22 protein-coding genes, 1 tRNA gene and 1 pseudogene are annotated in these 22,614 nt (G+C 63.9%); 15 read left to right on the forward strand and 9 right to left on the reverse strand.

Translation table 11 applies throughout. The features are described from left to right. Positions 1-29: 29 nt before the first annotated feature. The gene (locus IVB48_RS02420) at positions 30-1,274 is read left to right on the forward strand and encodes an amidase (protein ID WP_247397138.1); all 1,245 of its coding nucleotides are present in this window, start codon (positions 30-32) and stop codon (positions 1,272-1,274) included. Here the strand turns inward: IVB48_RS02420 and IVB48_RS02425 are convergent. From IVB48_RS02425 to IVB48_RS02440, 4 genes are all read right to left on the reverse strand, one after another. Further along, a complete protein-coding gene (locus tag IVB48_RS02425) occupies positions 1,266-2,471 on the reverse strand; it encodes a patatin-like phospholipase family protein (protein WP_247397141.1) in 1,206 nt (401 codons plus the stop codon). The two genes, IVB48_RS02420 and IVB48_RS02425, sit on opposite strands and share 9 nt — an antisense overlap. A 146-nt stretch (positions 2,472-2,617) precedes the next feature. Then, positions 2,618-3,214 (reverse strand): glycerol-3-phosphate 1-O-acyltransferase PlsY, encoded by a 597-nt coding sequence (plsY, locus tag IVB48_RS02430; RefSeq protein ID WP_027567312.1) that lies wholly within the window; start codon positions 3,212-3,214, stop codon positions 2,618-2,620. 32 nt (positions 3,215-3,246) lie between these two features. Then, on the reverse strand, positions 3,247-4,548 hold the full coding sequence (locus tag IVB48_RS02435) for a dihydroorotase (RefSeq protein WP_247398126.1): 1,302 nt from the start codon (positions 4,546-4,548) through the stop codon (positions 3,247-3,249). Positions 4,549-4,553: 5 nt separating this feature from the next. Next, the gene (locus IVB48_RS02440) at positions 4,554-5,501 is read right to left on the reverse strand and encodes an aspartate carbamoyltransferase catalytic subunit (RefSeq protein WP_247397143.1); all 948 of its coding nucleotides are present in this window, start codon (positions 5,499-5,501) and stop codon (positions 4,554-4,556) included. 212 nt (positions 5,502-5,713) lie between these two features. On the opposite strand from IVB48_RS02440, the gene IVB48_RS02445 reads away from it, so the two are divergent. Together IVB48_RS02445 and IVB48_RS02450 are read left to right on the forward strand one after the other, a co-directional pair. Continuing rightward, positions 5,714-6,472 (forward strand): M15 family metallopeptidase, encoded by a 759-nt coding sequence (locus IVB48_RS02445; protein WP_247398130.1) that lies wholly within the window; start codon positions 5,714-5,716, stop codon positions 6,470-6,472. A gap of 45 nt (positions 6,473-6,517) precedes the next feature. Then, positions 6,518-7,288, forward strand: coding sequence for a type II CAAX endopeptidase family protein (locus IVB48_RS02450; RefSeq protein ID WP_247361606.1), 771 nt, complete (start codon positions 6,518-6,520; stop codon positions 7,286-7,288). 133 nt (positions 7,289-7,421) lie between these two features. Here IVB48_RS02450 and IVB48_RS02455 read toward each other — a convergent pair whose 3' ends face one another. After that, a complete protein-coding gene (locus tag IVB48_RS02455) occupies positions 7,422-8,345 on the reverse strand; it encodes an AEC family transporter (RefSeq protein WP_027567308.1) in 924 nt (307 codons plus the stop codon). 3 nt (positions 8,346-8,348) lie between these two features. Then, positions 8,349-8,840, reverse strand: coding sequence for a Holliday junction resolvase RuvX (ruvX, locus tag IVB48_RS02460; protein ID WP_027567307.1), 492 nt, complete (start codon positions 8,838-8,840; stop codon positions 8,349-8,351). 47 nt (positions 8,841-8,887) lie between these two features. Between ruvX and IVB48_RS02465 the strand changes: the two genes are divergently transcribed. Continuing rightward, complete coding sequence (locus tag IVB48_RS02465) at positions 8,888-9,103, forward strand: hypothetical protein (RefSeq protein ID WP_247397146.1); 216 nt, start codon at positions 8,888-8,890, stop codon at positions 9,101-9,103. Here the strand turns inward: IVB48_RS02465 and IVB48_RS02470 are convergent. Beyond that, positions 9,090-9,980: a LysR family transcriptional regulator gene (locus IVB48_RS02470; RefSeq protein ID WP_027567305.1), complete on the reverse strand. Its 891-nt coding sequence runs from the start codon at positions 9,978-9,980 to the stop codon at positions 9,090-9,092. The genes IVB48_RS02465 and IVB48_RS02470 overlap by 14 nt on opposite strands. Positions 9,981-10,075: 95 nt before the next feature. Here IVB48_RS02470 and IVB48_RS02475 point away from each other — a divergent pair, with 95 nt between their 5' ends. The 9 genes from IVB48_RS02475 (at position 10,076) to IVB48_RS02515 (ending at position 18,913) form a co-directional block, all read left to right on the forward strand. Next, positions 10,076-11,050, forward strand: coding sequence for a nitronate monooxygenase (locus tag IVB48_RS02475; RefSeq protein WP_247397148.1), 975 nt, complete (start codon positions 10,076-10,078; stop codon positions 11,048-11,050). A gap of 17 nt (positions 11,051-11,067) precedes the next feature. Further along, positions 11,068-12,144: a nitronate monooxygenase family protein gene (locus tag IVB48_RS02480; RefSeq protein WP_247397151.1), complete on the forward strand. Its 1,077-nt coding sequence runs from the start codon at positions 11,068-11,070 to the stop codon at positions 12,142-12,144. A gap of 76 nt (positions 12,145-12,220) precedes the next feature. Then, positions 12,221-12,508 carry an Asp-tRNA(Asn)/Glu-tRNA(Gln) amidotransferase subunit GatC gene (gene gatC, locus IVB48_RS02485; RefSeq protein WP_007603335.1) on the forward strand — a complete coding sequence of 96 codons (288 nt, stop codon included), beginning with the start codon at positions 12,221-12,223 and terminating at the stop codon, positions 12,506-12,508. A 79-nt stretch (positions 12,509-12,587) separates the two neighbouring features. Then, positions 12,588-12,800 carry a hypothetical protein gene (locus IVB48_RS02490; RefSeq protein WP_007611210.1) on the forward strand — a complete coding sequence of 71 codons (213 nt, stop codon included), beginning with the start codon at positions 12,588-12,590 and terminating at the stop codon, positions 12,798-12,800. Further along, a complete protein-coding gene (gene gatA, locus IVB48_RS02495) occupies positions 12,797-14,272 on the forward strand; it encodes an Asp-tRNA(Asn)/Glu-tRNA(Gln) amidotransferase subunit GatA (protein ID WP_247397154.1) in 1,476 nt (491 codons plus the stop codon). The genes IVB48_RS02490 and gatA overlap by 4 nt, the downstream gene beginning before the upstream one ends. Continuing rightward, on the forward strand, positions 14,263-14,568 hold the full coding sequence (locus IVB48_RS02500; protein ID WP_027567301.1) for a hypothetical protein: 306 nt from the start codon (positions 14,263-14,265) through the stop codon (positions 14,566-14,568). The genes gatA and IVB48_RS02500 overlap by 10 nt, the downstream gene beginning before the upstream one ends. Then, positions 14,565-15,461 carry an FkbM family methyltransferase gene (locus IVB48_RS02505; RefSeq protein ID WP_247397157.1) on the forward strand — a complete coding sequence of 299 codons (897 nt, stop codon included), beginning with the start codon at positions 14,565-14,567 and terminating at the stop codon, positions 15,459-15,461. The genes IVB48_RS02500 and IVB48_RS02505 overlap by 4 nt, the downstream gene beginning before the upstream one ends. Continuing rightward, positions 15,458-16,942, forward strand: coding sequence for an Asp-tRNA(Asn)/Glu-tRNA(Gln) amidotransferase subunit GatB (gene gatB / locus IVB48_RS02510; protein WP_247397160.1), 1,485 nt, complete (start codon positions 15,458-15,460; stop codon positions 16,940-16,942). The genes IVB48_RS02505 and gatB overlap by 4 nt, the downstream gene beginning before the upstream one ends. 1,704 nt (positions 16,943-18,646) lie before the next feature. Then, entirely contained in the window at positions 18,647-18,913 is a 267-nt protein-coding gene (locus IVB48_RS02515) for a hypothetical protein (RefSeq protein ID WP_007611206.1), read from the forward strand. Between the two features lie 149 nt (positions 18,914-19,062). Here IVB48_RS02515 and IVB48_RS02520 read toward each other — a convergent pair. Together IVB48_RS02520 and IVB48_RS02525 are read right to left on the reverse strand one after the other, a co-directional pair. After that, positions 19,063-19,155, reverse strand: a tRNA-Ser gene (locus IVB48_RS02520). Positions 19,156-19,705: 550 nt separating this feature from the next. Further along, positions 19,706-19,921, reverse strand: a complete 216-nt coding sequence (locus tag IVB48_RS02525) for a hypothetical protein (protein WP_247397163.1) — start codon at positions 19,919-19,921, stop codon at positions 19,706-19,708. Positions 19,922-19,952: 31 nt separating this feature from the next. On the opposite strand from IVB48_RS02525, the gene IVB48_RS02530 reads away from it, so the two are divergent. Beyond that, positions 19,953-21,122 (forward strand): tetratricopeptide repeat protein, encoded by a 1,170-nt coding sequence (locus IVB48_RS02530; protein ID WP_247397166.1) that lies wholly within the window; start codon positions 19,953-19,955, stop codon positions 21,120-21,122. Positions 21,123-21,241: 119 nt separating this feature from the next. Beyond that, positions 21,242-22,359: pseudogene (locus IVB48_RS02535) on the forward strand (UDP-N-acetylglucosamine-peptide N-acetylglucosaminyltransferase). Positions 22,360-22,614: the final 255 nt, after the last annotated feature.

Raw genomic sequence — 22,614 nt, forward strand, 5'->3', positions numbered from 1 at the left:
AAAGCGATCCCAATAAGAAGGGTATTGCCATGATCTCACTCGCCGACCTCCAGCGCCGCATCGAAGCGGGCGAGCTTTCGCCCGAGTCCGCCATAGCGCAATCGCATGCGGCGATCGAGGCGCGGGAGAAGGAGGTCCACGCCTTCGTCCGTCACGACACCTCCGCGAAGGCGCAAGGCGCCGGGCCGCTCCGCGGCATCGCGGTCGGGATCAAGGACATCATCGACACTGCCAATATGCCGACCGAGATGGGCTCGGAGATCTATCGCGGCTGGCAGCCGCGCGCGGACGCGCCTGTCGTGATGATGCTGAAGCGGGCGGGCGCCACCATCATCGGCAAGACCACGACCACGGCGTTCGCCTCACGCGATCCAACCCCGACGCTCAATCCGCATAACCTTGGCCATACGCCGGGCGGCTCGTCCTCGGGCTCGGCCGCGGCCGTCGGTGCCGGCATGATCCCGCTGGCTCTGGGCACCCAGACCGGCGGCTCGGTGATCCGCCCCGCTGCCTATTGCGGCACCGCCGCGATCAAGCCGTCGTTCCGGATGCTGCCGACGGTCGGCGTCAAATGCTATTCGTGGGCGCTCGACACGGTCGGCCTGTTCGGCGCGCGCGCGGAAGATCTCGCGCGCGGATTGCTGGCGATGACCGGCCGCACCGAATTCGCCGGCATCGTCCCGGCGAAGGCGCCGCGCATCGGCGTGGTCAGGCAGGAGTTTGCCGGTGCCGTGGAGCCGGCCGCCGAAGAGGGGCTGCAAGCCGCGATCAAGGCCGCCGAGAAGGCTGGCGCCAGCGTGAAGACTATCGATCTGCCGGAGGCGGTGCAGGAGGCTTGGCGCATCCATCCTGTGATCCAGGACTTCGAGGCGCATCGCGCGCTCGCCTGGGAATTTTCCGAACGCCACGACGAGATCGCGCCGATGCTGCGCGCCAGTCTCGATGCGACGGTCGGTCTCACACCCAAGGACTATGACGACGCACGCCGGATCAGCCGCCGCGGACGCCGCGAGATCGGCGAATTGTTCGAGGGGTTCGACGTGCTGCTGACCTATTCGGCGCCGGGCACTCCGCCGGCCAAGGAGCTCGCGAGCACCGGCGACCCCCGCTACAACAGGCTCTGGACACTGATGGGCAATCCTTGCGTCAACGTGCCCGTGCTCAAGGCCAATGGCCTGCCGATCGGCGTGCAGGTGATCGCACGCTTCGGCAACGACGCGCATGCGCTGGCGACGGCGTGGTTCCTGGAGCAGGCGCTGGCGAAATCAGGCTAGCGCAGGCTCGCGGGGAACGATGCGCTGGCCGGATGCGGCCGGCGCTGGACCGTGATCGGCACCTTGCTTGAGCCAGCGTCCGGCGGCCTCGCGGCCGCTCCGGTGCAGCGCACGAATGAAGCCGCGGCCGAGGTCGGTGGACGAGCGCTGCGCCAGGCCGTCGACGAAATCTTCCGCGGCGATCCTGGAGAGCCGCAGCGACGATGCGGCCTGCGATTGCGCCCATTCCATCGCTGCGATCTCGGCATTGAGGGCGGCGTTGGCCGCGATCTGATCCAGCCTGCGGTCGATCGCGGCGAGCGTGATCGGCACGTAGCTGTCGCGCGCCGGCGTGACCTGGACCAGCAGGATTTCGGTGCTCGTCGTGTCCTGCACGAGCCGCAGCAGGGGCGGGTTGCCGCCGAGGCCGCCGTCCCAATAAGCCTCGCCGTCGATCTCCACCGCGCAATGAACCAGCGGTGGACAGGTCGAGGCCAGCGCGACGTCGGCCGTGATCACGTCGTTGCGGAAGATCTGCTGCTGCCCGTCGCGGATCCGGGTCGCTGCGATCTGCAGCTTCGGGCAGCGCGGGTCGCGCAAGGCGGAAAAGTTGATGTCGCGCGACAGCGCCTGCCGCAGCGGATCGAGATCGAACGGATCGAACTGGCCGGAGCGCAGCGTCGGACCGAACGCGACCGAGCTTCCCGCCGGCGAGAAGCCGCCGATCAGCATCAGCGATCGGAACGAGGCTTCGTGCATCAGCCGGATCCAGAACCGGTTCAGCCGCGCACGCGCGCCTTCGCGGCCACCCTCGGCGAAACCGGAGGCGAGCAGCAGCGCGTTGATGGCGCCGGCGCTGGCGCCGCTGATGGTGTCGATTGCGATGGATGGCTCTTCCAGCAGCCGCTCCAGCACGCCCCAGGTGAACGCGGCGAAGGTGCCGCCGCCCTGAAGCGCCAGCGATAGCTTTTGCGGCGGCCATTGGTTGGCTAGGGGTTGCGCGGGTGCAACTGGTCCCGCGGCGATCACTGCCTCAACTGTTAGAGGAGCTTGCGCGATGCGAGCAGGCTGCGGCGCTGGTGGCGAAACGGGCACAGGCTTGGGAGCAGGAACCGGCGAGGGCGCACCGGACCAGATATCCGTGGTCGAGAGCATCCGGCTTGCCGCAGTGCCCTGCAAGCCACCTTCAACATGCGCGCTGACAATCTTCTCGCTCATTCTGAGCAACCGCGTAGAGCCATGTCCATGATCAGGGCCAAGGCCTGGAACCCGTTCGTCCATACAGCCGTGATTCGGCTGCAAGTTGCGAACACCATTTGCGATATAATGCAGAAGGGGTGCCGCGGTATCCGTGGATTCCCGGCTTATGCCTTCTCGCCGATCCGGCTTTCCTTGCCCGATTGCAGCCGCTTGATGTTCTCGCGATGAGCGTAGAACAACAGCAGCGTCAGCACCGCCGCCAGCGTCGCGAGTGCGGGCTGGCCGAACCACAACAGGAACAGCGGGGTGATGAACGAGGCGACCAGGGCCGAGAGCGAGGAATAGCGGGCGGTGAAGGCGGTCGCCAACCAGAGCAGGCAGAACACCACCGCAGCCGGCCAGAACAGCCCGAGCATAATGCCGATATAGACGGCGACACCCTTGCCGCCTTTGAACTTGAGCCAGACCGGGAAGAGATGGCCGAGGAAGGCGCCGAGCCCGGCCAGCATCGCGGCATTGGGACCGGCGATGTAGCCCGCGATCACCACCGCCACGGTGCCCTTGAGCGCGTCGAACAGCAGGGTTGCGGCGGCAAGGCCCTTGCGCCCCGTGCGCAGCACGTTGGTGGCGCCGATGCTGCCGGAGCCGATCGAGCGGATGTCCTGCGTGCCGCCGAGTTTCGTCAGGATCAGTCCGAACGGAATCGAGCCGAGCAGGTATCCGATGACAAAAGCCACCGGCAGGAACAATTCAAGCGCCATGTCTGCAAATTCCCTGGCTGCAGCTCCGCACGTCAGACATGCTCGTATACCGTCCGTCCGCCGACAATGGTGCGCACCACGCGACCTGTAAAGCGGGCCTCGTCGAATGGCGTGTTCTTGCAGGGCGATTTGAGGTCGGCGGGATCGACCACCCAGGGGACATCGGGGTCGATCACGATGACGTCGGCCGGGGCGCCCGTGCGCAGGGTTCCGCCAGGCAATCCCAAAATCTCGGCCGGCCGGGTCGACATCGCGCGGATCAGCGTCTTGAGGTCCAGCTCGTCATTGTGCACGAGGCGAAGGCCCGCCGGGAGCATGGTCTCCAGCCCAATGGCGCCGGGGGCTGCTTCCGCGAACGGCAGGCGCTTGACCTCGACGTCCTGCGGATTGTGGTCGGACATGATGACGTCGATCAGGCCGGAGGCCACGGCTGCGACCAGCGCGCGGCGGTCGTCCTCGGTGCGCAGCGGCGGCGACAGCTTCAGGAACGAACGGTAAGGGCCGATGTCGTTCTCGTTCAGCGCAAGGTGGTTGATCGAGGCCGAGGCGGTCACGGCAAGGCCGGCGTCGCGGGCGCGCTTGAGCACGTCGAGCGACTCGATGCAGGTCAGCGAGGCCGCGTGATAGCGCCCGCCGGTCAGCGCGACCAGGCGCATGTCGCGTTCCAGCATCACGGCCTCCGCCGCGTTCGGGATGCCCATCAGTCCGAGTCGCGAGGCGAATTCGCCCTCGTTCATAACGCCTTCGCCGACGAGATCGCGATCCTCGGTGTAGTGCACGATCAGGGCGTCGAAATCGCGCGCGTAGGTCAAGGCGCGGCGCATCACCTGCGCGTTGATCACGCTCTTGTCGCAGTCGCTGAAGGCGATCGCGCCGGCCGCCTTGAGCAGGCCGAACTCGGTCATCTCCTCGCCGTGCATGCCCTTGGTCAGCGCCGCCATCGGCTGGATGTTGACGATCGCGGTGTCGCGGGCGCGACGCATCACGAAGTCGACGGTCGCCGAGTTGTCGATCACCGGCAAGGTATCGGGCTGGCAGATGATGGTGGTGATGCCGCCGGTCGCAGCCGCCTGGCTCGCAGACGCAAAGGTCTCGCGATGGCTGAAGCCGGGCTCGCCGACGAAGGCGCGCATGTCGATCAGGCCGGGTGCGACGATCTTGCCCGCGCAGTTGACGACGTCGGTGCCCTCGGGGACGCCGGCAGCGCCAATGCCGCGGCGGGTCTCCCGGATGATGCCGTCGGCAATCAGGACATCGCCGGGACCATCGAAATCCCGGGAGGGGTCGACGACGCGGGCGTTGGCAAGCAGAATGGGTCGGCGGTCGGTCAACATGAGCATCACGCGTTCGGCAGGTTGCGGGCGAGCGCTTCCAGCACCGCCATGCGCACGGCCACGCCCATTTCCACCTGTTCGCGGATCAGGGACTGCGCGCCGTCAGCGACGGCCGTGTCGATCTCGACGCCGCGGTTCATGGGGCCGGGATGCATGACAAGGGCGTCTGGCTTGGCGTAGGCGAGCTTCTTCTGATCCAGCCCGAAATAATGGAAATACTCGGAGGTCGACGGCACGAAGGAGCCGTTCATGCGCTCGCGCTGGAGCCGCAACATCATGACGATATCGGCGCCGTTGAGCCCCTCGCGCATGTCGCGCGCGACCTCGACGCCCATCCGCTCGATGCCGGGCGGCAGCAGCGTGGAGGGGCCCACGACGCGGACGCGGGCGCCCATCGCGTTGAGCAGGATGATGTTGGAGCGGGCGACGCGCGAATGCAGCACGTCGCCACAGATCGCGACCACGAGGCCTTCGAGCCGGCCCTTGTTGCGGCGGATGGTCAGCGCGTCGAGCAGGGCTTGTGTCGGATGCTCATGCGCGCCGTCGCCGGCATTGATCACGGAACCGTCGACCTTGCGGGCCAGCAGTTCCACCGCGCCGGAGGCGTGATGGCGCACCACCAGGATATCCGGGTGCATGGCGTTGAGCGTCATGGCGGTGTCGACCAGCGTCTCGCCCTTTTTGATGGACGAGGAGGACACCGACATGTTCATGACGTCGGCGCCCAGCCGTTTGCCGGCGAGCTCGAACGAGGATTGGGTCCGGGTGGAAGCCTCGAAGAAGAGGTTTACCTGCGTCCGTCCACGCAGGACGGTGCGCTTCTTGTCAACCTGGCGGTTGAGCTCGACATATTCTTCGGACAGGTCGAGGAGGCCGTTGATGTCGGCCGCGGAAAGGCCCTCGATGCCCAGCAAATGCCGGTGGCCGAGGACGAAGGTCGATTTCGATGTCATTAAAGCGAGAGCTATAGGCGGGGATGGCCGGGGGGGCAAGGGCCAAAGCCCGGGCGGGGAGTTATCCCCCGATCTGTCGGTCTTATCGCTGTGGCGTGAGCTGTCTCCGTCTTCTTCGTCATGCCCGGGCTTGTCCCGGGCATCCACTTTCTTAAGGTGCTGTCGCAGAAAAGGCGTGGGTGGCCGGGACAAGCCCGGCCATGACGACTGGGATGCATTTCGTGAAATCAATTCTGGCAGCGCTCCTGGCGCTCATGACGATCAGCACCGCCCACGCCCAATCGCTTCCCGGCGGTTTCGTCTATTTGCGCGACATCGACCCCAGCATCATCCAGGACATCCGCTACGCCACCTCGAACAATTTCGTCGGCCGTCCGCTCGCCGGCTACGGCGTCGGCGAATGCGTGGTGAAGCGGGAGATTGGGCTGCGGTTGAAGGCGGTGCAGCAGGAACTGGTGGCGCAAAATCTCTCGCTGAAAATGTTCGACTGCTACCGGCCGGCGCGGGCCTCGCTCGACATGGTCAGGTGGTCGCAGAACGGCCAGGAGACGGTTGCCGAGCGGCGGTACAATCCCAAAATTCCCAAGACCGAGCTGTTCCGCCTCGGCTACATCGCAAGCCGCTCGCAGCATTCGACGGGCGCTGCGCTCGATCTCACGCTGGTCGATCTCAAAGCCGACAATTCAGGCAAATACGACCCGTCAAAGGCCTACGCCGACTGTACTGCGCCGGTCGAGGCGCGCCCGCCCGAGGGCAGTGTCGACATGGGCACAGGTTACGACTGTACCGACGTGAAAGGGCACACCGCCGCGCCAACGGTCAGTCCGGACCAGCGCGCCTGGCGCAAGCGGCTCGTGGCTGCGATTGCGAGGCAAGGCTTTGTGAACTATGCGAAGGAGTGGTGGCACTTTTCACTGCCGGGGGCGGGCGGGGCGGCCTATGATTTCCCGATTCCGCCGCGGATGAAGTAGATCGCAACCGACCCGCCCGGAATGCCTCCCAATGAAAGCGCTTTGATGGATTCGCTCAATCCCGATCGTCCGCCGCCGACCGTGACACCTGCGCACGAGGCGCCGCGCGTCTGGAAATTCTGGGGCACGGCGCTGTGGGGGATCGTTATCTTCGCTGCAATGTTCGTCGGGCAGATCGGCGCCATCGTTCTGCTGGCGGTGCAGCGTGGCCTGCCGATGGACCTCGCCTCGCTTCAGCTCGTCGGCGGCGAGCCGCAGGCGCTCGCGCTGTCGGTGATACTGGGCTTGCCGGCGACACTGGCTGCTGTGTGGCTTGCCATCCGCATCAAGAAGGCCTCCTTCGTCGACTATCTCGCGCTACGCTGGCCGTCCTGGAAGCAACTCCTGTTCGGCGCGGTCGGGCTTGTCCTGATCGTCGTGGCCTGGGAGACGATGTCGCGGAGCCTCGGCCGCGAGGCCACGCCGGGCTTCATGACCGATCTGTTGAAATCTGGTCGCGACAAGGGCGCAGCCTTCTTCCTGCTGTTCGCCTTCAGCGTGGCAGCGCCGATGTCGGAAGAGGTTTTGGCGCGCGGCTTCCTCTATCGCGGCTGGTCGGCGAGCTTCCTGCGCGTGCCCGGCGCGATCATCCTGTCGTCGCTGCTGTGGACGGTCGTGCACCTGCAATACGACCTGTACTTCCTCGCCGAGGTCTTCTCCATCGGCCTCTGGTTCGGCTATATGCGCTATCGCAGCAGCTCGCTCTGGCTCACGATCGTGCTGCACGCGCTGAACAATCTGACGGCGGTGGTGCTGACGATGTGGCTGGGGAGCTAGCCCGACGGTCGCCCACGTTCCGTCATTGCGAGCGAAGCGAAGCAATCCAGAATCTGTCCGCGGAGAGACTCTGGATTGCTTTAAGGGCTCCTCGCAATGATGAGAAGGAGAGCTGCGCTCGCAATGACGAGTTCTAGGCCACCAGCGCGATCACGATCGGCATCGTGATCGCCGCCAAAATCGTCTGCAGCGTGATGATCTGCGCCAGCAGCGGGGCATCGCCGCCCATCTGGCGGGCCAGCACATAGGCGCTGGTGGAAGTCGGCACCGCGGCGCAGATCGCGACGATGGCGAGGCTGTCGCCGGACAGTCCGAACCAGACGGCGAGCACCAGGGCGACCACGGGCATCAGCACCAGCTTGAACACCACGCCGATAGCGGCGCCTGCGCTGGGGCGGAGCAGGCCTTCAAGATGCAGGCCGGCGCCGGTGACGAGCAGGCCGATTGCGAGGGAGGAGCGGCCGAGTGCGTCTGCCACCTCATGCCAGATCCTGGGCAGCGGCAGGTGGATGACATTGATGACGAGACCGATCACGCAGGCCCAGATCAGGGGATTGCGGACAACCGTCATGACGATCGCGCGCGCGGATTGCTTCTCCGGAGCGGCGTAGTGCGCGAGCACCGCCACGCTGAGGACGTTGACCAGCGGAATGATCGCCACCATCGCGACGGAGGCGAGCGCCAGCCCGACCTCGCCGAACATATTGGCGGAGACGGACAGCGCCACATAGGTCTGCCAGCGGATCGCGCCCTGGAAGATCGAGGTGAAGGCGGGGCCGTCGATATCGAGACGCGACAGGGCCGGGCGGAGCGCGAGGCAGAGCAGCGACATCGCGAGCGCGGAGAGCAGCAGCGCGCCGCCGACGCCGGCGACCGGCACCCTGGACAGGTCGGCCTTCACCAGCGTCTGGATCAGCAGCATCGGAAACAGCACGAAATAGGTCAGCCGCTCCAGCCCGTTCCATTGCGTGTCGAGCCGCATCAGGGTGCGCTTCAGCACCACGCCGAGCACGATGAGGATAAAGACGGGAAGGAGCGCCGCGATCACGACGGCCATGGATCAGCCGGGCCCCGGGGCTGCGCGCAGATTGGCGAGGCGGTCGAGCGCGCCTTGCAGGATGAAGATCGCGGCGTGCTCGTCGATCACTTCGGCGCGCTTGGCGCGGCTGACGTCCATGCCGATCAGCTCGCGCTCGACCGCGGCGGTCGACAGACGCTCGTCCCAGAGGCCGATAGGCAGCGCGGTCAGGCCGGCGAGGTTGCGGGCAAACGCCCGGGTCGATTGCGCGCGCGGGCCTTCGCTGCCGTCCATGTTGATGGGCAGGCCGAGCACGAAGCCGACGGCCTTACGTTCACTGGCAATCGCGAGCAGCCGGGCGGCATCCTGCTTGAACGCCTTGCGCTGGATGGTCTCGACGCCGGTCGCTAACCGACGGTCCGGATTGGAGACGGCAACGCCGATGGTCTTGGTACCGAGATCAAGGCCGACCAACCCGCCGCGTTCGGGCCAGTGGGTTGCAGCATCGACGAGAGGCAGGATAAGAGCCGGCATGGGATCAGCGCATATCACGCGTCAGGCTGCGGAGTGAACCTGTAACTATGGATGTGCTGACATTATTCGGCTTGGTCGCCGTGACAGCGATGCTGGTCACTTACGCCCTGGAAGACCGCAGCCACTGGTTCGTGCTGCTGTTCGCGATGTCCTGCGTGCTCGGTTCGGCCTACGGCTTCCTGCAAGGGGCCTGGCCGTTCGGCGTGGTCGAGGCGATCTGGGCTTTGGTTGCGTTGCGGCGCTGGCATCTCAGGCCGCGATGACATCGTCGTCTTGCTTCAGGCAAGCGGCAAATCCGTTCAGCGCACTGGTTTGATGTCCGGCACGACGCTGGATGAAGAGCGTCTCGACGTGCGCGTGCGAATGGCTCAGCGCGTGGATCGATACGCTGCCGTTGATCGCACTGCGTTCGACCACGGCGCGCGGCAGCAGCGTCACGCCCATGTCGGCGGCGACACAGCCGATCATGCCGTCGAGCGTGCCGAGCTCGAAGCGTGCGGCCGACGGCCAGCCGAACTCGACAAAGATCTGTTCCAGCCGCTGCCGGTAGGTGCAGCCGGTGCGGAACGTCAGCGCGGTCGGGCCGGATTCCGGCGTCCCGGCGCGCAGCTCGGCGAGCGTGGCCCAGCGCCGCGCGCTCACCAGCACCAGCTCTTCGCGGAACGCGCTTGTCGTGGTGAGATCTGCATGCGCGATCGGACCTGCGACGAAGGCGCCGTCGAGCGTGCCTTCGAGCACGCAAGCGACGAGGTCGGCTGTGGGCGCGGTGCGCAGGCTCAGCCGCACGGCGGGAAAGCGGCGATGAAAATCAGCCAGCAGCGGCGGCAACCGCACGGCCGCGGTCGTTTCCATCGAGCCGATCGCGAGCGGTCCCTTGGGCTCGCCGTCGTCGCAGGCAGCGAGCACGGCCTCGCGCGCTAATGCGGACATCCGTTGCGCGTAGGGCAAAAGGCGCTTGCCCGCGCCGGTCAGGGTCATGCCGCGGCTATGCCGTTCGAACAGCGGCGTACCGATCTCCGCCTCCAGCGCCTTCACGCGCTGGGTGACGTTCGACTGCACCGTGTTGAGCTCTTCGGCCGCCCGGGTGATGCCCCCGGTGCGGGCGACGGCGGCGAAGGTCTGGATGTCGCTGAGTTCCATGGCATCGTTTCGCTTTTGAGATGGTAGCGTTCGTTAGAATTCAATTTTAGAGAATGGTATTCTGGACTAATGTTCGTGTCGAGAGCGGAGGAGCCATGCCGATCACCACGCCGCTGACCCAGCTCCTGGGGATCAAGCATCCGATCCTGCTGGCTCCGATGGACACGATCGCCGGCAGCCGGCTGACGCGGGCTGTCAGCGAGGCCGGCGGCTTCGGGATCCTGGGTGGTGGCTACGGCGATCAGGAGCGGCTCGAGGCCGAGACCAGGCAGCTGAGCGGCTTTGCGTCGTTCGGTATCGGCTTCATCACCTGGAGCCTGGCAAAACAACCAAAACTTCTCGACATCGCGCTCGCTGCCAATCCGCAAGCGATCATGCTGTCATTCGGCGATCCCGCACCATTTGCAGCGCGCATCAAGGCGTGCGGGGCGCGCTTGATCTGCCAGGTGCAGAGCGAGGACATGGCGAAGCAGGCGCTCGACGCCGGTGCGGACATCCTGATCGCGCAGGGGACCGAAGCCGGCGGCCATGGCGCATCGCGCACCACCGTCGATATCGTGCCTTCGATCGTCGATTTCGCGGCCGGCCGCGTGCCGGTGGTTGCCGCCGGCGGAATTGCCGATGGTCGCGGGCTCGCGGCGATGATGATGCTGGGCGCCTCCGGGGTGCTGATCGGCACGCGCTTCTATGCGAGCGTGGAGGCCAATGGTGCGGAGGAGGCGAAGCAGCGCATTCGCGACGCCGATCCCAATGACACGGCGCGCGGCGTCATCGTCGACTGGTCGCGCAGCCTGTTCTGGCCGGCGCCGTTCACCGCGCGAACGCTGGTCAACGATCATATCAGGCGTTGGACCGGCCGCGAGGTCGAGCTGCTGCAGCGCGCCGCCGAGGTGACCGTCGACTATGCCGCGGCAAGGGCAGCGGGCAATTTTGAGGTCGCCGCGGTCTTTGCCGGTGAGGCTGTCGGCCTGATCCATGATATTCCGTCGGCCGCCGAAATCGTCGAACGGATCGCGACCGAGGCCGAGCAACTACTAGCCGGCCGGCGTAATTCCAGCGTGTCCGCCTAAACTGCGAGAGAACAACCATGTGGCCGAACCGTCGACTGATTGACCTCTTCAAGACCGAATTCCCGATCGTGCTGGCGCCGATGGCTGGCGTGATGGACGCGGAGCTGGTGATCGCCGTTGCGCAAGGCGGGGGGCTCGGCTCGCTGCCGAGCGCGATGCTGTCGCCGGACAAGGCGCGCGAGCAGGTCAACATCATCCGGCAGCGCGTCTCCGCGCCGCTGAACATGAATTTCTTCTGCCACACACCGGTCGAGCTCACGGCCGAGGCGGAGGCGCGGTGGAAGCAGCGCCTCGCCGGCTACTACAGTGAGCATGGCCTCGATCCCGCCGCACCCATCAATGCCGCGAACCGCGCGCCGTTCGACGCCGGCTTCTGCGAGGTGGTGGAGGAGCTGAAGCCCGAGATAGTCAGCTTCCATTTCGGCCTGCCAGAGGCCGCGCTGCTCAAGCGGGTCAAGGCGGCAGGATGTCTCGTCATCTCCTCGGCGACCACTGTGAGGGAAGCGATCTGGCTCGAGCAGCACGGCGCTGACGCGGTGATCGCACAAGGTGCGGAGGCCGGCGGCCATCGCGGCATGTTCCTGACCGACAAGATCTCGGAACAGCCCGGCACCTTTGCGCTGGTGCCGCAGGTGGTCGATGCGGTGAAGGTCCCGGTGATTGCGGCTGGCGGCGTTGCGGATGGCCGCGGCATCGCGGCGGCGTTCGCGCTCGGCGCGGCAGGCGTGCAGATCGGAAGTGCCTATCTGCGCTGTCCGGAATCCAAGGTCAGTGCGGCGGCCCGCGCGGCGCTCGCCGAAGGGCGGGATGATTCCACCGTCATCACCAATGTCATGACGGGGCGCCCGGCGCGCGGCGTCCAGAACCGCCTGATGCGCGAGGCCGGCCCGATTTCGCCGGACGCACCGCCATTTCCTCATGCCGCAACGGCGCTGGGACCGCTGAAGGCGGCTGCCGAAAAGCAGGGCAGGGTGGATTTCACCAATCTCTGGGCCGGGCAGGCCATCGCCCTGGGCCGCGAGGTCCCGGCGGCTGAACTGACCCGCGATCTCGCCAAATCGGCCCTGGCCCGCCTGAAAGCTCTCGCCGGATAGATCCCGCCGCCGGTTGCGGCGCAAAAGCGGCCTCTGCTATACGGCACATAGGTTTTGCCGTGAGAGGCCTTATATAATGTCCGTCGACGCCGCTACCGTCCGCCGCATCGCGCATCTGGCGCGCATTGCGGTTTCCGAGGGCGAGGTTCCGCATCTGCAGGGCGAGCTCAACGCCATGCTCGCCTTTGTCGAGCAGCTCTCGGAGGTCAATGTCGAGGGTGTGGAGCCCATGACCTCGGTTACCCCGATGCAGATGAAGAAGCGGCAGGATTTGGTCAATGACGGCGAGATCGCCGACGATATCGTTGCCAACGCGCCCGCGACCGAAGGTCACTTCTTCCTGGTGCCGAAGGTTGTTGAGTAATTTACGTAGCGTTTTCGAGCGAAGTGGAAGCCGGTTCGCGTAAAGAAAACGCGTCAAAAGAGTCTCAGGACGAAGTCCGATGTGCATGCTTTGCGACGACGAGAAGGCCTATCAGGCCTACATGAACTATCTCGACAAAATGGAGCGGCAGGGCAAGGCTGCCGACCCCAACGTCGCCGTGAATGCCGTGCTCGACGAGATCGAAGCGGCTGCGAAAGCGGCCGCCAAGAAAGACGACCCGGCCAACGACAAGTCCCTGTCTCCGTTCTTCTGCAGCCCGATCAATAAATGACCGATTTGACATCGCTGACGCTCGCCGAGGCCCGCAAAGGCCTCGCGGCCAAAACTTTCACGTCCCTCGAGCTGACCGACGCGCATCTGAACGCGATTGAAGCCGCGCGCGTGCTCAATGCTTTCGTCACGGAGACCCCGGACCAGGCGCGGTCCATGGCGCGCGAAGCGGACGCCAGGATCGGGAAGGGCGATGCGGGGCCGCTCGCCGGCATTCCGCTCGGCATCAAGGACCTGTTCGCGACCAAGGGCGTGCGCACCACGGCGTGCTCGAAAATCCTCGGCAATTTCGTGCCGACATACGAGTCCACCATCACCTCGCAGCTCTGGCGCGACGGCGCGGTGATGCTGGGCAAGCTCAACAATGACGAGTTCGCGATGGGCTCGTCGAACGAGACCTCGTGCTTCGGCCCGGTCGGCAATCCCTGGCGGCGCGACGGGAGCAACACGACGCTGGTGCCGGGCGGCTCGTCCGGCGGCTCGGCCTCCGCCGTGGCGGCGCAGCTCTGCATGGGCGCGACCGCGACCGACACCGGTGGCTCGATCCGCCAGCCGGCGGCGTTCACCGCAACCGTCGGCATCAAGCCGACCTATGGCCGCTGCTCGCGTTGGGGCATCGTCGCCTTTGCGTCCTCGCTCGACCAGGCCGGTCCGATCGCGCGCAGCACGCGCGATGCCGCGATGCTGCTGCGCTCGATGGCCGGCCACGATCCGAAGGACACGACCTCGGTCGACATGGCCGTGCCGGACTACGAGGCTGCGATCGGCAAGTCCGTGAAGGGCATGAAGATCGGCATTCCCAGGGAATACCGTCTCGACGGCATGCCGGCCGAGATCGAAAAGCTTTGGGAAGCGGGTGCGGCCTGGCTGAAAGCGGCCGGCGCCGAACTCGTTGAAGTGTCACTGCCGCACACCAAATACGCCTTGCCGGCCTATTACATCGTTGCGCCGGCGGAGGCGTCCTCCAACCTCGCGCGCTACGACGGCGTGCGCTACGGCCTGCGCGAGCAGGGCCGGAACATCAACGAACTCTACGAGAACACCCGCGCCGAAGGGTTTGGCGCGGAGGTGAAGCGCCGCGTCATGATCGGCACCTACGTGCTCTCGGCCGGCTATTACGACGCCTATTATTTGCGCGCCCAGAAGGTGCGTACGCTGATCAAGAAGGACTTTGAGGACTGCTTCGCCAAGGGCGTCGACGCGATCCTGACGCCGGCGACGCCGTCGGCGGCCTTCGGCATCGGCGAAAAGGGTGGGGCGGACCCCGTCGAGATGTACCTCAACGACATCTTCACGGTGACCGTGAACATGGCGGGCCTGCCGGGCATCGCCGTGCCGGCCGGCAAGGACGCGCAGGGCCTGCCGCTCGGCTTGCAGTTGATCGGCCGACCTTTCGACGAGGAGACGCTGTTCTCGCTCGGCGAGGTGATCGAGCAGGCCGCCGGCCGCTTCACGCCGGCGAAATGGTGGTGAACATGGCGGCGTATATCGGCAGCCTCGACGGCGCCGCGCCGCCCCCGGATCTCAGCGCGCCGCTCGCCGCACTGTGGTGGGCCGCCAAGGGCGACTGGGATCAGGCGCACAGAATCGTTCAGGACGAGAGCAGCCGCGAGGCCGCCTGGGTGCACGCCTATCTGCACCGGGTCGAGGGCGACCTCGGCAATGCCGGCTATTGGTACCGCCAGGCTGGCCGGCCCGTGGCAACGGATTCGCTTGAAGCAGAATGGCAGCGCATCGTCGATGCGCTGGGTGGGAGTGCATCCACATGAGCGAGCCTGGTTTCACGAGTCCGAAAGCGAAGCCGGAGGATTTATTCGGCCGCTTTCGCGAGATCGTTTCCGATCCGCTCAACCTCCTGATCGAACGCGTCCCGATGGCAGGCCTCGTCGAAGGCGACCAAGTCTATCTGCATAACGGCCTGAAGGTTCCGGGCATCGGGCCCGGAGGCTATTATGGCCCCTTCAGCAGTGTGCTCATCATCAATCGTGGCGTCCACGAGCCGCTCGAAGAATATGTCTTCCAGGAATTGCTGAAGCGGCTCGGCGAGACTCCCTCGATGATCGAGCTCGGCGCCTATTGGGGCCACTATTCGATGTGGCTCAAGAAGGCGCGGCCCAAGGCGGAGGTCATCCTGGTCGAGCCGGATCCCGCATGTCTGAAGACCGGTCAGGATAATTTCGAGCGCAATGGTTTGCGAGCCGAGTTCGTCAAGGCCTTCGTCGGCAAGGGCAAATTCGAGGTCGATGCCTTCTTCAGGGACAGGAAGATCAAGCATCTCGACATATTGCATGCCGATATACAGGCGTTCGAGGTCGAGATGCTGCAGGACGCGGAGAGCGTGCTTGCCAAGCGCCGCGTCGATTATCTCTTCATCGCAACCCATTCGCAGGCCCTCCATTACGAAGTCGTCGATCGTCTCAAGGCGCACGGCTACCGCGTCGAGATCTCCAGCGATTTCGAGGAGCAGAGCACGTCGTTCGACGGCTTCGTGTTCGCCTCCTCGCCGGAAGTCGACGCGCTGTTCGGAGCGATCGAGGTGATGGGCCGCCGCGAGATCGCGCTGCGCCAGCCGGCCGAGGTGCTTCGGTCGCTCAACGGACTTCTCGAAGCCGGTGAAGCGCGCGCGGCCAAGGGACCAATGAAGGAACCAGTGAAGCCATGAACGCACCTGCCGCACCCCACAAGCTTCTCAAGGGCTCAACCGGTGACTGGGAGATGGTCATCGGCCTGGAGGTCCATGCTCAGGTGACGTCGAACGCGAAGCTGTTCTCCGGCGCCTCCACCGCGTTCGGCGGCGAACCGAATTCGCATGTGTCGCTGGTCGACGCGGCGATGCCGGGCATGCTGCCGGTCATCAACGAGGAATGCGTCAGACAGGCTGTCCGGACCGGGCTCGGGCTGAACGCGCAGATCAATCTGCGCTCGGTGTTCGACCGCAAGAACTATTTCTATCCGGACTCGCCGCAGGGCTACCAGATCAGCCAGTACAAGTCGCCGATCGTCGGCGAAGGCGAGGTCGTGGTCGAACTCGATGGCGGCAAGACCGCCACGATCGGCATCGAGCGGCTGCATCTGGAACAGGATGCCGGCAAATTGCTGCACGATCAGTCGCCGACCATGTCCTATGTCGACCTCAACCGCTGTGGCGTGGCGCTGATGGAGATCGTCTCCAAACCCGACATCCGCGATGCCGAGCAGGCCAAGGCCTATGTGACCAAGCTGCGCTCGATCCTGCGCTATCTCGGCACCTGCGACGGCGACATGGAGAAGGGATCCCTGCGCGCCGACGTCAACGTCTCCGTGCGCAAGCCGGGCGCGCCGCTCGGCACCCGCTGCGAGATCAAGAACATGAACTCGATCAATTTCATCGGCCAGGCGATCGAGTACGAGGCCAGGCGCCAGATCGAAATCCTCGAGGACGGCGGCGCGATCGACCAGGAGACCCGGCTCTATGACCCCAACAAGGGCGAGACGCGGTCGATGCGGTCCAAGGAGGAGGCGCACGACTATCGCTACTTCCCCGATCCCGACCTGCTGCCGCTGGAGTTCTCGCAAAGCTTCGTCGACGAGCTGAAGGCTGAGCTGCCCGAGTTGCCGGACCAGAAGAAGACGCGCTTCGTCGCGGATCTCGGCCTGTCGTCCTACGACGCCAGCGTGCTGGTCGCCGAGCGCGAGAGCGCGGTGTTCTACGAGACCGTGCTGGAAAAGCTCGCCAACCGCGCGCGCGACGGCAAGGTCGCCGCCAACTGGGTGATCAACGAGCTGTTCGGTCGTCTCAACAAGGAAGGCCGGGATATTACGGACTCTCCGGTCGATGCCGCACAGCTCTCAGGGATCATCGACCTGATCGGCGAGGGTACGATCTCCGGCAAGATCGCCAAGGATCTGTTCGAGATCGTCTGGCAGGAGGGCGGCGATCCCCGCGCGCTGGTCGAAAGCCGCGGCATGAAGCAGGTCACGGATCTTTCGGCGATCGAAAAGGTTGTCGACGACATCATCGCGGCCAATCCCGACAAGGCGGCGCAGGTCAAGGACAAGCCGCAGTCGCTCGGCTGGTTCGTCGGCCAGGTGATGAAGGCATCCGGCGGCAAGGCCAACCCGCAGAGCGTCAACGAGCTGCTCAAGTCCAAGCTCGGCATCTGACCTCGCACGTTCGAACGAGGTGACGGACAGGCGTCGTCACCTCGCTTTCGGTTCGCGATGCGACGCTCGCGCGCATCCTCGGCGACGAACTTCATCCCGATCGAACGCGATACGCCGACCGAATCGCCGTCACGCGATTCGCGCAAAACGGCGACTTGCACACGCTCCGACGAGCGCTCGCGCCGTTAATCATGAAAATATTTTCGTTGCCAAAAGTCGCGACTCAGAGTCCGCGAAGCGCCCTCGCGAGGCGCTCGCGCGATTGGCGCGATAGGTCATTACATCGATCGTGCGCGATGCGCGCGTGCAGAAAAATACTTGCTGCATAGTGTTTTTCTGCAGTCGCATCTTTTGCGAACGTCGATGCCGCGGGGACTCTCTGCGCTCGCATGCACACATCGTGCAGTCCGTTTGCATCGTGTTCGCCAGCGCAGGCGCGTTTCGCCGTCAACACTTCTTTAAGCGAGACGCTGTTTTTTTCGTTGTGTTGGTGTATTCGGGATGAGTGTGCACTCGATCCCCGACTGCATGCAGCGATTAAGCCATCTCACACATCGGAGGGCAACATGGCCAAGAAAGCTAAGAAGGCAAAGAAGGCGAAGAAGGCGAAGAGCGCAGTGAAGAAGACTGCGAAGAAGACCCGCAAGGTCGCCAAGAAGAAGTAACTTCGCTTTTTGAAGTTGCCGGCTCCTAGAGAGCCGGCACGTCATCAGCGCCTTCTCGAAGGTTCTGGTCGACGATAGAGGGTGTCGGCGAGACATCAGGTCAACGGTCGGATCGTTCTCTTTCGCGGGTTCGCTCGCCAAAGGCCGGTCCGGCAGAAGAAACAAGTTTTCTTCGTTCGTGCGGTTCTCCGTAAGGGGCTCCGCAATTTCACAAGTGGCCTTCGGGCCAACGTGGAAGCTGGTCCTGACGTGTTCGCCGACGCCCTCGTTCTCACGAGGCCGGGGTATTGCCGGCATTCCCATATCCCCACATTGTTGATCTGATCGCGGCGTGGCTGTGCTGCCCTTGAGCAGGCAGGGCTATCGCATATGAAGTCTCAGCGATGCCTGAGCGAGCGCCTCGTCCTTCGAGACGACTGGTTCGCGGACTCCTCGGGATGAGGCTCAGCTGCATCCATCTGCGTTGATGTTCCGCATACTCGTCCCTCATCCTGAGGGCCGCCGCAGGCGGGCGTCTCGAAAGATGGCCGCAGTCGAGCTTCCCGCCATATGTTTCTTCATAGGCGCGCCCTGCTTGAACAGGGATGCTGCGGCGCAATTGCACGCTGTTCGCGCGCCGCTTCTCATTCGCGGTGTCATCGCCCGGCTCCGACCGGGATCCAGTACGCCGCAGCTTCTCGTGGGACCATTGCTGTCTCTGGAATACCGGTGACGAGAGCGGAGGGGACACCACTGCACGCCCGTCACCGTGCGCGATGGTTATCGTTCTCCCAAAATCCCAAGGTAAACCGAATCTGACGAATTGCAGAAGTGCCTGCAAAACCGGGACTTCTTGCATTTGTCGTGCGCGCCTGGGGCGGGCGCGTTTACGTCTGCTTCATCGCGATACTTAAACTGCCATTCAAATTTGCCCGCCATCATTACCTCCAACAAGCCGGCAAACGGCACGGGCAACAAGCCTCGGGGATGAGTTGAACAGTTGATTGGACGGGAGCCGCGCTCGGGGGACGAGGCGGCATAAGAAAAAAGGGGATGCGTTATGTTTCAGGGTACTTTCGATCTGGAGACCGCGACGCCGATCGACGCAGGCGCGCTGTCGGACGTGCTGTTCGAGCGCGGCCTGTATTGGGCGAGCGGTCGCTCCGGTCTCGTCGATCTCGTCGCCGCACATAAATGGTTCAACCTCGCCGCGCTCAAGGGCCGCAAGGACGCCGTGACGCTGCGCCAGGAAGTCGCCGGGCAGATGTCGGACGCCGACATCTCGGCCGCGCAGCGCGAGGCGAGGGCGTGGGTCTCCGCCCACTGAGCGGAGAATCTCGTTCTTGGTTTCACAGGTGAAGCTGATTTGTGCTGAATCAGGTTCCCTCGTAGTCTGCCAACCGGATTCGGAGCGGCATGAGGGCACCGTCGCGTGTCAGGTGAGGGAACGCACAGATCTCGGATTCCGCCGCGGGGTGGCGGAGAGGGAGGGATTCGAACCCTCGATACAGCTTGAGACCGTATGACGCTTTAGCAAAGCGTTGCCTTCAGCCACTCGGCCACCTCTCCGGTGCGAGCCTTATGCATCTAATTACTTGGGCTGGTCAATTTGGAAGCGTGTGTTTTTGCTCGAATATTCCCAGCGAATTCCGAAACCAAGCGGTTTGCTCTCCGCGCGAGAACGTAACGCCGCGATAACGGACACAAAGCTGGAGGTTCTGGCGCCCGTATTTAGAGCGGTTCTGGCGCGGACAAAGGCTCCCTTCATCCACATAAACGATTGATTTTGCTTTTAAATTGGATCGGATGGCCCGCGCGTGGGACGATTGCCTTCGTCGCCGACCGCCTCTATCAAGTGATTCATTTGCAAGTGATTGATTTGATTGTCTCTCTCCGCCATTCGCCACAAGCTATGGAGCGACTGCGGGAAGGGCGCTCTTACTATTAGTCGGGATAACTCGCTCGCCGGCTGAGGAGCTACCCCGTCGCGCCGGAGGTCGCCGCAATCAAGGAGAGCCTGTCCTGGCGCGATTGCTCTTTCGGTTGGAACCGCGCCCTCGAGACCAAAGCGGGGAAGGGCTGCCGGGCTACGCCGCTACGTTCTCATGCCGCTACGGTCTCATCTTGCAATGTCGGGACCGATGGTATGATTGACCGACGTCCCGAGGGAGGAATGGACTTGGCGGGTGAACTGCAGACCAAATTTCGACGTGCTGTCGAAGCCTTTCACGCCCATGATTTGGTCAAAGCGGAAAGAATACTGCAGCAGATCGCAAAATCCGCCAGGAACATCTTCGAAGTCGAACATCTCCTGGGTGTGGTGAAGCTCGTGCAAGGCCGATTTGCGGACGCCGAGCAGGGCGGCCGTGGCCCTGAACGGAAGCAGCGACGAGGCCCTCAGCGCGCTCAAAGCGCTGAATCGGCCTCAGGAAGCCCTGGCCTATTTCACGCGCGCATTGGCGGTGAATCCGCGCAATCCCCTTTCATATCACGACAGAGGTACGATCCTTGCCGAGTTCGCGAGAAGCTATGGCGAAGCGATTGAGCAATTCGACAAGGCGACATTCTACAATCCGAACTTTGCCGATGCCTACGCAAGCAAGGGCGGCTGCCTTGAAAAGCTCAGACGTTTCGGGGACGCCCTCGTTGCCTACGACAAGGCGTTGTCGATCAGGCCTGACCTGGAGACTGCATGGCTTGGTCGAGGCAACGCACTCCGGAATCTCAGGCGGTACGACGACGCATTTGCCACGTATGACCAGGCGCTGTTGGCCAGGTCGGATGTCCCGAGTGCATGGGTTGGCCGAGGTGAAGTTCTCACCGATCTCAAGCGCCACGACGAGGCGCTGGCTGCGTACGACAAGGCGATCTCGATCAAGCCCGACCTCGAGAGCGCGTGGGTTGCCCGGGGGCATGTTTTCTGGAGCCTGAAGCGCTACGACGAAGCCTCGACAGCCTATGACAGGGCGCTCTCGATCAAGTCCGACCTGGAGAACGCGTGGCTTGGTCGGGGCAACGTGTCCTTCGATCTCAAGCGCCTTGACGAGGCGTTGGCTGCCTATGACAGGGCGTTGTCGATCCGCCCTGATCTGGCGGAAGCCTGGCTTGGCCGCGGCAATGTTCTCACCGAGCTCAAGCGCCGTGACGATGCACTCGCTGCGTACGACCGGGCGCTGTCGATCAAGCCTGATCTCGCCGAGGCGTGGCTTGGTCGCGGCAACGTGGGGTGGGGGCTGAAGCGCTACGAGGAGGCTCTTGCCGCGTATGACAGGGCGCTCGCGATCAAGGCCGACATCGAGGGGGCCTGGATTGGCCGTGGCAATGTCTTTACCGAGCTCGGGCGCTATGACGAAGCCTTCGTCGCCTTCGACAAGGCGGTGTCGATCAGGCCTGACCTCGAGGGTATCGAGGGTTTGCGTCTTCTTGCGAAGATGAACCTGTGCAATTGGGACAATCTGGACGAAGAGATCGGCCAGTTGACGGCAGCAATACGACTCGGAAGGCCAATAGTTCTCCTTTTGCTTTGCTGTCCCTGACGGATTCTCCCGATGATCAGCTCAGCTGCGCCAGGACTTGGGTGAGGGCAAAGCTCCCGCATGTCTCCAGAACGAGGTCAGGTGGTGAATCCGTCGCCACGACAAGATCCGGGTCGGATATGTTTCACCTGATTTTCGCAAGCATCCCGGTCGGGTACCTCACCGCCGAGATCTTCGAGAGTCACGATCCCGACCGCTTCGAGACGTACGCGTTTTCTATGGTCCTGACGACAACCGCGATCTGCGCAAGCGGCTCGAAAAGTCATTTTCATCGCTTTGTCGATTGCGAGCACAAGCTCGACGGTGAAGTCCTGAAAGCGATCGACGATGCGCAGATCGATATTCTTGTCGATCTTGCTGGCCACACGCACAATGCCAGGCTGTCGTTGTTCGCGGCCAGTCCGGCTCCGATCGTCGTCAACTATCTTGGGTTCGCGGGGACGTTGGGGAGCGGGGAGCTAGCCGACTACATCATTGCCGATCCGATCGTGCTGCCAGATCAAAACAGCGAATTCTTCGACGAGAAGGTCGTTCGTTTGCCCGGCAGCTTCATGCCGCGTGATAATCGCGTCGGGACAATCGACGATGCTGCGCCCGATCGGGCCGACCACGATTTGCGGCAGGAATGGACTGTGTTTTGCTGCTTCAACAACGCCTACAAGATCAATCCGGCTGTCTTTGGCTCCTGGATGAATATCTTGAAGAGCGTGGACCAGTCGGTCTTGTGGCTGTCCGACGTCGGCGAGATCGCAAAATCGAATCTGCGGAAGGAAGCCAAGGGCAGGGCGTCGACCCGGATCGCCTGGTGTTTGCAAGGCGCGTTGCGTCTTCATCCGAACATTTGGGGCGCCATCGCCTCGCCGACCTCTTCCTGGATACGCTGCCCTACAACGCACATACGACGGCCAGCGACGCGCTGTGGGCTGGTCTGCCGGTGGTGACCCACATCGGGAATAGTTTCGCCGGCCGCGTGGCGGCAAGCTTGCTGAGCGCTGTCGGCCTGCCTGAGCTGATCACGCGAACGCGTGCGGATTATGAAGCACTCGCGATCGAGCTGGCGCTTGATAAACAGAAGCTGGCGGATATTCGCGGACGGCTGCAAGGGAACCACCTGACCGCATCACTGTTTGATGCGGCGCTCTACGCAAGGCGGCTGGAGACAGCTTACGAGGCTATGTATCAACGACATCAGGCAGGCTTGCCGCCGGATCATATCGATGTTCAAGCGCGGGGATGATGAGGACGACGGTCGCAGCCACTTGATGGTTAGGCGAGCCAATTCCTAAGGAGTGGCGCGCTCCGAGTCCCTGGTTGATTCCACGATTCGGACGCCTCAGACCGACAGCAGAGCGTCTCCCCGGGTGTGAGGGGCCGGTGCCGGAACTTTTGACGGCAAATGAAACCCGCCGAAAAAATTCAACAAATTCAAAGTGTTACAAAGTCGCTCTGATCACATCTGCGTGTTATTTGTGCAACACCCGCCGGAAAACAC

The organism is Bradyrhizobium sp. 76 (assembly GCF_023073025.1).
Lineage (GTDB): Bacteria > Pseudomonadota > Alphaproteobacteria > Rhizobiales > Xanthobacteraceae > Bradyrhizobium.